Origin of the sequence: Streptomyces sp. NPDC051776 (assembly GCF_040681345.1) — a bacterium.
GTDB lineage: Bacteria > Actinomycetota > Actinomycetes > Streptomycetales > Streptomycetaceae > Streptomyces.
The window spans coordinates 1-9,389 of the sequence record NZ_JBFAYQ010000095.1 but is presented as its reverse complement, the minus strand read 5'-3'; the positions used below and the strand labels follow the sequence as shown (position 1 = coordinate 9,389).

The window sequence follows — 9,389 nt, the reverse complement described above, 5'->3', positions numbered from 1 at the left end:
GACCCCGGCGGCCTGACGGCCGCCGGGGTCATTTCATCCCGTCCCGCCAACAACCCGAACGTCGCCTTCATGCACACCTTCCGCGTCGCGCAACAGTAGAGGGCCGTTGCAGGAACAAGGACCACTCCTTCAGCAAACACACCCTCATCAAAGGCGGCGGCGCCCGGGCCAACGGCGGCTCGGGCGCAGACGTCGAAGTGAGCCAGCAGAACATCGCCCAGGAAGGCCGGCAGAACAACAACTGCCACAACCCCAACGGCAACTCGAACCTCAGCGTGACGGAGGGCCGGGCGGCGTTCCGGTGCGGGAACAAGGACGGCTCCTTCAGCAAGCACACGTCTGTCAAGGGCGGCGGTGCCCGCGCCGAAGGCGGCTCCAGCAGCGAAAGCAGCGTGGAGCAGCAGAACATCGCGCAAGAGGGGCGGCAGAACAACAACTGCAGCAACCCCAACACTCTTGACATCACGGTGGGCCCGGGGCGGTTGGAGGAACGCTGTACGCAGCAGGACTTCTCCTTCACCAAGCACACCCGTATCAAGGGCGGCGGCGCCCGCGCCGAAGGCGGCTCCAGCACCGAAAGCAACGTGCAGCAGCAGAACATCGCCCAAGAAGGCCGGCAGAACAACAACTGCCACAGCCCCAACCAAAACGCGGACATCGTCGTGGACGGCGGGCGGGTGGAGAGCCGCTGCACGCAGAAGGACTTCTCCTTCACCAAGCACACCCGCATCAAGGGCGGCGGCGCCCGCGCCGAAGGCGGCTCCAGCACCGAAAGCAGCGTGCAGCAGCAGAACACCGCCCAGGAAGGCCGGCAGAACAACAACTGCAACACCCACAACAGCCCGGGCTTCAGCGTGACCGAGGGCCGGTACACGGTGCGGTGCGGGAACAAAGACGGCTCCTTCAGCAAGCACACGTGGATCAAGGGCGGCGGCGCCCGAGCCCTCGGCGGCAACGCGACGACCGTCGACGTGGAGCAGCAGAACATCGCCCAGGAAGGCCGTCAGAACAACAACTGCGCCAACGCCAGCGACGCGGACATCGAGGTGACCGGGAGCCGTGAGACCAGCCGTTGCGGGAACAAGGACCACTCCTTCAGCAACCACACCCTTATCAAGGGCGGCGGCGCCCGCGCCGAAGGCGGCAGCGCAGCGGGCAGCGTGGACCAGCAGAACGTGGCCCAGGAAGGCCGGCAGAACAACAACTGCGCCAACTTCAATGTGCCCGCTACCGACGTGATCGATGGTGGCCGTGAGACCAGCCGGTGCGGGAACAAGGACGCCTCCTTCAGCAAACACACGTGGATCAAGGGCGGCGGCGCACGCTCCGAAGGCGGCTCCAGCACAACAGAGGACGTGACCACCCAGAACATCGCCCAGGAAGGCCGGCAGAACAACAACTGCAACAACAGCAACGAGAACCTTGGTGACCTCGATGTGACCGGGGGCCGGTACACGGTGCGGTGCGGGAACAAGGACGGCTCCTTCAGCAAGCACACGTGGATCAAGGGCGGCGGCGCCCGAGCCGAAGGCGGCAGCGCAAGCGGGCTTGTGGCCCAACAGAACACCGCCCAGGAAGGCCGGCAGAACAACACCTGCAACAGCCGCAACAGCGACGCGTCCCTCACCGTGACCGGGGGCCGGGTGGAAGGACGCTGCGGGAACAAGGACTTCTCCTTCAACCACAAAACCTTCACCAAGGGCGGCGGCGCCCGAGCCGAAGGCGGCTCCAGCACCGGCGCAGGTATCAACCAGCAGAACACCGCCCAAGAAGGCCGGCAGAACAACACCTGCAACAACCCCAACTTCCCCGAGGAGGCCATCACCCTGACCGACAGCCGGTCAACGGTGAACTGCAAGACGGTCGACGGCTCCGCCAACCTCCACACCACAAACATCGGCGGCCGAGCCACAGCACAAGGCGGATCCAGCACCACGGACCTCTTCCAACAGAACACCGCCCAAGAAGGCCGCCAGAACAACACCTGCGCCAACCCCAACAACCTCACCCTCACCACCACCAACAGCCGCAGCACCACCCAGTGCACCGCCGTCGACCGCTCCACCAACATCGGCTCGGACTACCGGTAACCACCCCGGCGCGCCGTGACCCAGCCATCACCGCTGCCCGCTACTGAAAGCCTCAGCAGCGGGCAGCGGCATGCCGGCCCGGCCCTACTTTGGCTGCGGCGGCGATGGCGTCGGCGCCGGTCGGGTTGTGGCGGAACCAGCGGCGGTTCTGCTCGGCCTCGAACGCCAGCTCCGCCTCGGCTTCGGCCTCCGGAGTTCGGGCCAGCCGTGCGAGGGCGCTGCTGCGGTATTCCGGCAGGGCCTGCTCCACGGCCTTGAGCGCGGTGTAGGCGAGCGCGGACGCTGTGAAGGCCGGGTCTTCCTCGTCCTCCTCCGGCCCGGCCGGCTCCATCAGAGCTTCGAACTCTGCGCGGGCGGTGGTGATGGCGGCCTCCAGCGATGCCCGGACGTGGGCAGCGACAGCGGCGACGTCGCTGGGGTCCTCCAGGTCGGCGGACCAGGTGGCCGCAACCAGGCCGGCTTCCACGGTCAGGGCCTCGGCCTGGCGCCGGTAGCTGCACGCCTCGCACAGCCCAGCCGCCCGCTCCCGACCACAGTCCTCGCATGACAGTGCGCCTTCTCCGCACGCCGCGCTGCCAACTACTCAGCTGCCCCCACAGAACCGCTACGGGTGAGCGCCTTCGAGAAGGGCGTTGCGGCCCTGAGGCAGTACAAAGCCCGCACGGGCTCTGTGAAGGTCCCAAGGGGGCCCACGTAGAACGGTTGGAAGACGGCACCGAGATCAAGCTCGGGGTCTTCCTGTCCAATACCAAGACCAGGCGCGCCAAACTCTCCCCCGACAAACTCCAGCAGCTCGCCGCCCTCGGACTCGACTGGTAGCTCCGCGCCCCCGCCCAATGATTCCCATGCCAAGGCGCAGCGAGTCCACGGCCGCTGCGCTCAACGCTGCCGCTTCTGCTTCTGCTTCTGCTTCTGCTTCTGCTTCTGCTTCTGCTTCTATCGGGCCTCATCGATCGTCAGATCGGCGTCCAGCATCGCCGGGCCCATGGCCATATCCAGCGCCCACCCGTAGCACGGCGAGTCGTCAGCGGCTGCGCTCGGGTCGCCGTTGCATTCGGCGTCGATGTACGAGTCCGATACGTGCGCCATCTTCTCGAACTGCCCGGTTGTCTTCGGGTAGACGGAGGTGGCGTCGGCGTCCTCGGTGGCCTGCCTGGTTGCGGCCCGGCGGGCAGCGCCGCACCCGAGACGGGTGTAGCTCTTCTCGCCGCGGGTCATCTTCCAGCCTTGGGGCCCTTGCCGTAGCTGATGTCATCGGGGCTGATGCCGCGGCCCTGTCCTGCCCTCATGGCGCGCTACGGACAGCCAGTTCCACACCGTACGCTCCGAGACACCCAAGACCGTGGCTACCAGCCGCACATGCGCCGTGCTCAACTCGCCCCGGCCATCCAGAGCGAGTAACCGACTCACAGCGGTCTCACGACTCGCCACGCCCACGCAGGCCACCCCCTGAAACCGATGCCTGTGTGGGCAGGCTGTCCCATAGCAAGACGCACAAGCAGACACACCGCACGACGGCCACTCCAAAAGGTGACAGCTGAGGAGTTCAAGGCACGCCCAAAGGCGTCTGCTGCTACAGACCCAGCGTCAGGATCACTCTCACTTCAGCGGCACCCTTCAGCACCCAATCAGCACCATACGTTCAGCGAACGACTAACTCGCCCGCCACCACCAGGTACGATCCGGCACTGAAAACAAAACGCCGAACAGTGAAAACCAAAAGCTGACCATCAGCCGCAGAGCGGAAGCTCAGGTATGGGAATGTTGGAATTCGACGTGCGGAGGTACAGGAGTCTCACGGCCGCTAGGCCGTGTGGCGGAACCCTCCACCGTGATCGGTCACGTTTCCGTGCTTTTGAGCGTCACGGCCGGTGCCCACCCGAGACGCAGCTCCGCTGGTGCCCGCCTACGGTCCGCACCCGACGTGCGCAGCCGTACCCGAAGCCACATCAACCACCCGCCGGCCCGCGGATCAGAACTCACGAAACTGAGACAGCGTCACACCTACCGCGATAAAGGCCCCCAACAGCGATCCCCCACCGATCTCTCACATCCAAGACAGTGCCCCACCCCCTAAAGAGCCCCCGACCAGCAACAACACACCCACACCCGACTGTCGCTCACACCACTGTCCCCAAACCGAGAGATCGCACGTACGGCTTGCCGCCCGGCACCCATCGGCCCGCCTCGTCCGGACGCCGCCAGTGGCACACGTCACATGAGCGTTTAGCCCATCTGGGGGTTTGGGCGAACATCTGAGTGACGTGTGCTTCTTGCCTCTCGTTGGGACGAGCGTCCCGAGGGTTTCCGTCTGGCGAGGAGTGGTGGGGTGCGTAGGGTTGCGGCCGCGACAGCGGTGGTCATGGCGATGGCGGGTGTGACGTCCTTCGGCGCGGGTGCGGCGTTCGCGGACAACAAGCCAGGCGGAGCCACCGTCACCGGTGGCTCCGCTACCGGAACAGATCTTGACCTGATCCAGGACAACAGCGCCCAGGAAGGCCGGCTGAACAGCCTCTGCGGCCAGCTGAACAACGCATCCCTCTCCCCGGAGGGAGTGCGGACGAGGGGGCGGTGCCTCAACCATGACGGATCCGTCAACGCGTTCGCTCACACCCGGTCCAAAGGTGCCCACGTCGAAGGTGGCACCGGCGGGGCCGAGGGTGTCGAGTTCAATCAGCAGAACATTGCGCAGAAGGGGCGGCTGAACAACGCCTGCGCCGACCAGAACGACTTCAATCCCAGTACTCTCGAGGGGAGTCGGCTGGACAGTGACTGTCGCAACAAGGACCGTTCCTTCAGCCTGCACACGCTGGTCACCAGTGGCGGGGCCCGCGTGGAAGGCGGCAGCGCCGCCACCAACGTTGAGCAGCAGAACATCGCGCAGGAAGGCCGTCTGAACAACGCCTGCGCCGACACAAACGACCTGGACCCCACCATCGAGGACAGCCGGGTGGACAGTGACTGTCGTAACAAGGACGGTTCCGTCAGTAACAAGGTGTTGGTCAAGAGCGGGGGCGCCCGTATCGAAGGCGGCAGCTCCAGCGCCGCCAACGTGGAGCAGCAGAGCATCGCGCAGGAAGGCCGGCAGAACAACGCCTGCGCCAACTTCGAGGACTCCGACTTCACGTTGGACCCCGGCCGGCTGGACAGTGACTGCCGCAACAAGGACGGTTCCTTCAACAAGAAGGTGCTGGTCAAGAGCGGGGGCGCCCGCATCGAAGGCGGCAGCTCCAGCACCAGCAGCGTGGCGCAGCAGAACATCGCGCAAGAAGGCCGGCAGAACAACGCCTGCGCCAACGGTGAGGACGCTGACTTCACGTTGGACCCCGGCCGGCTGGACAGTGACTGTCGCAACAAGGACCGTTCCGTCAGTAAGAAGGTGCTGGTCAAGAGCGGGGGCGCCCGCATCGAAGGCGGCAGCTCCAGCACCAGCAGCGTGGCGCAGCAGAACATCGCGCAAGAAGGCCGCCTGAACAACGCCTGCGCCAACCTTGAGGACGCTGACTTCACGCTCACCGGTGGTCGCCTGGACAGTGACTGCCGCAACAAGGACGGTTCCTTCAACAAGAAGGTGCTGGTCAAGAGCGGGGGCGCCCGTATCGAAGGCGGCAACGCCACCAGCACCGTGGGGGAGCAGAACGTCGCGCAGGAAGGTAGGCAGAACAACGCCTGCGTCGACGGCAGGGGCGCTGACTTTTCTGTGGACCCCGGCCGGCTGGACAGTGACTGCGGCAACAACGACGATTCCGTCAGCAAGAAGGTGCTGGTCAAGAGCGGGGGTGCCCGTATCGAAGGCGGCAGCGCCACCAGCACCGTGCAGCAGCAGAACATCGCGCAGGAAGGCCGGCAGAACAACGCCTGCGCCAACCTTGAGGACTCTGACTTCACTCTGACCGGCGGCCGGGTGGACAGTGACTGCCGCAACAAGGACGGTTCCTTCAACAAGAAGGTGCGGGTCAAGAGCGGGGGCGCCCGCATCGAAGGCAGCAGCGCGACCAGCACCGTGGAGCAGCAGAACATCGCGCAGGAAGGCCGGCAGAACAACGCCTGCGCCAACCTCGAGGACTCCGACTTCAGTGTGGACCCCGGTCGGGTGGACACTGACTGCCGCAACAAGGACGGTTCCTTCAACAAGAAGGTGCTGGTCAAGGGCAGGGGTGCTCACATCGAAGGCGGCAGCTCCAGCATCGCCAGTGTGGAGCAGCAGAACATCGCGCAAGATGGCCGGCAGAACAACGCCTGCGCCAACGGTAACGACGCTGACTTCACGCTGACCGGTGGTCGCCTGGACGCCAAGTGCGGCAACAAGGACCACTCCTTCAACAAGCACATGCTCGTCAAGGGCGGTGGCGCCCACGTCGAAGGCGGATCCACCACCGCCGCAGACGTGTTCCAGTACAACGTCGCGCAGGAGGGCCGGCAGAACAACGCCTGCGCCAACCCCAACGAACCCGCCACACTCGATGTGACCGACGGCCGGGTGGACACCAAGTGCGGCAACAAGGACCACTCCTTCAACAAGCACGTCCTGGTCAAGGACGGTGGCGCCCGCGCCGAAGGCGGCTCCAGCACCGCCACCGAAGAGCTCGAGGCATTCCAGTACAACACCGCACAGTCCGGACGGCAGAACAACGGCTGCGCCAACCCCAACGAGGGCGACATCACGCTGACCGGGAGCCGGGTGGAGAACCGGTGCAAGACCATCGATGAGTCGAAGAACCTGGGCACGAAGGTGTCCGGCGGCGGCGCACTGGCCGAAGGCGGATCCAGCACAGCCGACCTCTTCCAGCAGAACACCGCCCAGACCGGACGGCAGAGCAACCACTGCGGCAACCCCAACAACCTCACCCTCACCGCCACCGGCAGCCGCGCGCAGTCCCACTGCACCGCCGCGGACCGCTCCACCAACATCGGCACGATCAACCGGTAAACCCCCCGGCGCGCCGTGATCCAGCCATCACCGCTGCCCGCTACTGAAGACCTTCAGCAGCGGGCAGCGGCATGCCCGGCCCGGCTTTGCGTCGGACAGGACGTGCATCTTGGAACCGGGCCTATCTCGGTCCACGGGGCTCGGACCCGCCAGGCCGCGCACCGCGCCCGGAAGAACCAGCCCGACCCCCGCGACCGGCCAGCGCCAGCAATCCCTTCCTATGCCTTGGGCTCCACGGAGGCACACCGGCGCGCCGCACGCACCCACCGGGCTTCGACTCCGGCACCGACCCCGAGTGAGGCCGACGAGGCGCTTGTGGCTTTGTTCACGAGTTCCGACAGCAAATGTTCACGGCTCTGGGAGGCACGCGCCGACCGGACGAGTCCATGTTCACGAGAACGGGAGGCACCCACCCGCGGTCGGCAACGGAGCTCTGACGGCTGTCACCTTCGCCCGTAGCCAGCGCTTTTGCCCCGCACTCCGGACGGGCGGCAAACGGAGTCCCCGCCGGCCGCCGTCGAGCCGCCTCCCGTTCTCGTTGACATCCGGCGTGGGCGCTGCCTCCCAAACTGATGGAGAATCGCTGCTCTACGACGTGAACAGAGCCACGCGGTGCTCTCCAACTGCCGGGTGCTGGTGAGGGCGTGGACATCCGGGCCGTGGACTGTGTCGCCCTGCTGGATTCCAAAGGGGCGCCGCACGACATCGTCCAAGCCATCGGCCGCGCCCTGCGTCAAAAGCCCGGACAAGGAAAGCTCGCCTCTCTGATCGTGCCGGTATTCCTCCAGCCCGGGGAAAATCCGGAGGACATGTTCACCTCGGGATCGTATCGACCTCTGGTGAAGGTCCTTGAAGGATTGCGCGCTCACGACGAAGAGGCCGTCGAATTGCTCGCCCATCCCACAGGAGCCACAGAAGGATGTCGCGCAGCCGTCCATGAATATCGGCGCAGCGCCCGAAGACGGCGAGGAAGCCTCACGTTTGCTGCTGCGTTTCGCGGCTCCGCGTGACCCAGTAATGGTCGCGGACTGGGTCAGCTTCAACGTGATCGACACCGAACGACAGGACTGGGGACGCGGCTGGGCCGCGCTCAAGAAGTTCGCCGAACGCGAGGGCCACGCCAGGGTGCCGTACGGGCACCGGGAGGGTGCCTACCCGCTCGGGCAGTGGGCCGCTGAGCAGCGCCGGGCCTACGGGGCCGGGCAGATGAACGGGCTGCGGGCGAAGCGGCTGGAAAAGTTGGGCATGGTCTGGTCTCTGTCCGATGAGCGCTTCCAGGAGAACTTGGAGGCTGCTCGGGCGTACTACGAGGAGCACTGGACGCTGTGCGCGCCGCGGACCGCCACGGCGCTGGACCGCCCCATCGGCCAGTGGCTGTCGAACCTGCGACGCCCTGGCGCGCTGGAAGACCGGCCCGAGTGGAAAGCCGCACTGGAGGCCGTGGACGAGCACTGGAACCCGGCCCGGCCGGCGGACTGGCAACGCCACTACGCCGCCGCGCGCGAGCTCCTGAGCGAGGAAACCGGTCCGGTAGAGGTCCCACCGGGCGTGACGGTCCACGGGATGGACATCGGCAAGTGGCTCCGCCGACAGCGACAGCCCACCGTCTGGGAGCAGCTGCTGGACCAGCAGCGCGAACTCCTGGCCAAGCTCGACATCCAGCCGCTACCGCCCGAGCAGGAAGCGCCCGCGAAACCGCCCAAGGGCGGCTCTGGGGCCTTCGAGCGAGGCGTAGCGGCCCTGGCCCAGTACAAGGCGCGTACCGGGTCTGTGACGGTCTCAAGGGGCCATGTAGAACGGCTGGAAGACGGCACCGAGGTGAAACTCGGAGTGTTCCTCTCCAACGCCAAGAGCAGGCGCGCCAAACTCACCGACGACAAGCTCGCCGCACTCGCCACACTCGGACTCGAATGGCGAGTGTGACAACTTGGGCATCCATTCGAATGCCATGCAGCGTGTCCCGGCCCCCACTCACCAAGTAACGAGTTCAAGCTGAGCACGGCCGATTCATACGAGGGCTCCACACCAAGGGACAGGTATGGAGCCCTCATTGTTTTCTTGCGGCAGAAGCGCGCCACCCTTCCTGCCCAGGCGGCGGACCGCGCGAGTGGCTACCCCGTTTCCCGCCCGGGGTGTCCGTGCACGGGATGGACATCGGCCGGAGGCGGTATCAGCAGCAGCAGGACGGCTGGCGGCGCGGGCAGCGAGTTCACGCTGCACCGCGGCAACGTTCCCCTTCCACAACGCCAGCAGCACGCGGACCTCCAAACGCCGGGATAAAAGACAGCGCCCTGGCCCCGAGCAGCCGATCGGGGCCAGGGTGCCGTCTTGTCAACGGGCTTCACCAACCCCGACGAATCTTGTGAATT

4 protein-coding genes and 2 pseudogenes are annotated in these 9,389 nt (G+C 66.0%); 4 read left to right on the top strand and 2 right to left on the bottom strand.

Features of this window, described 5'->3' with window-relative positions:
* Nucleotides 1-197 precede the first annotated feature (197 nt).
* On the top strand, nt 198-2,090 hold the full coding sequence (locus AB0M26_RS30685; RefSeq protein ID WP_365266130.1) for a hypothetical protein: 1,893 nt from the start codon (nt 198-200) through the stop codon (nt 2,088-2,090).
* Between the two features lie 52 nt (nt 2,091-2,142).
* Here the strand turns inward: AB0M26_RS30685 and AB0M26_RS30680 are convergent, their stop codons facing one another.
* Nucleotides 2,143-2,556, bottom strand: coding sequence for a hypothetical protein (locus tag AB0M26_RS30680; RefSeq protein ID WP_365266128.1), 414 nt, complete (start codon nt 2,554-2,556; stop codon nt 2,143-2,145).
* 144 nt (nt 2,557-2,700) lie between these two features.
* Between AB0M26_RS30680 and AB0M26_RS30675 the strand changes: the two are divergent.
* Nucleotides 2,701-2,909, top strand: a pseudogene (locus AB0M26_RS30675) (helicase associated domain-containing protein); the annotation flags it as partial.
* A 117-nt stretch (nt 2,910-3,026) separates the two neighbouring features.
* Here the strand turns inward: AB0M26_RS30675 and AB0M26_RS30670 are convergent.
* Nucleotides 3,027-3,308, bottom strand: a complete 282-nt coding sequence (locus AB0M26_RS30670) for a hypothetical protein (RefSeq protein ID WP_365266126.1) — start codon at nt 3,306-3,308, stop codon at nt 3,027-3,029.
* 1,111 nt (nt 3,309-4,419) lie between these two features.
* On the opposite strand from AB0M26_RS30670, the gene AB0M26_RS30665 reads away from it, so the two are divergent.
* Together AB0M26_RS30665 and AB0M26_RS30660 are read left to right on the top strand one after the other, a co-directional pair.
* A complete protein-coding gene (locus AB0M26_RS30665; protein WP_365266124.1) occupies nt 4,420-7,020 on the top strand; it encodes a hypothetical protein in 2,601 nt (866 codons plus the stop codon).
* Nucleotides 7,021-7,629: 609 nt separating this feature from the next.
* A pseudogene (locus AB0M26_RS30660) lies at nt 7,630-8,943 on the top strand (Helicase associated domain protein); the annotation flags it as partial.
* Nucleotides 8,944-9,389 lie beyond the last annotated feature (446 nt).

What these genes read in the sequence shown, in the direction of transcription:
- AB0M26_RS30670 (WP_365266126.1), bottom strand. Translation starts at nt 3,308, where the DNA reads ATGACCCGCGGCGAGAAGAGCTACACCCGTCTCGGGTGCGGCGCTGCC.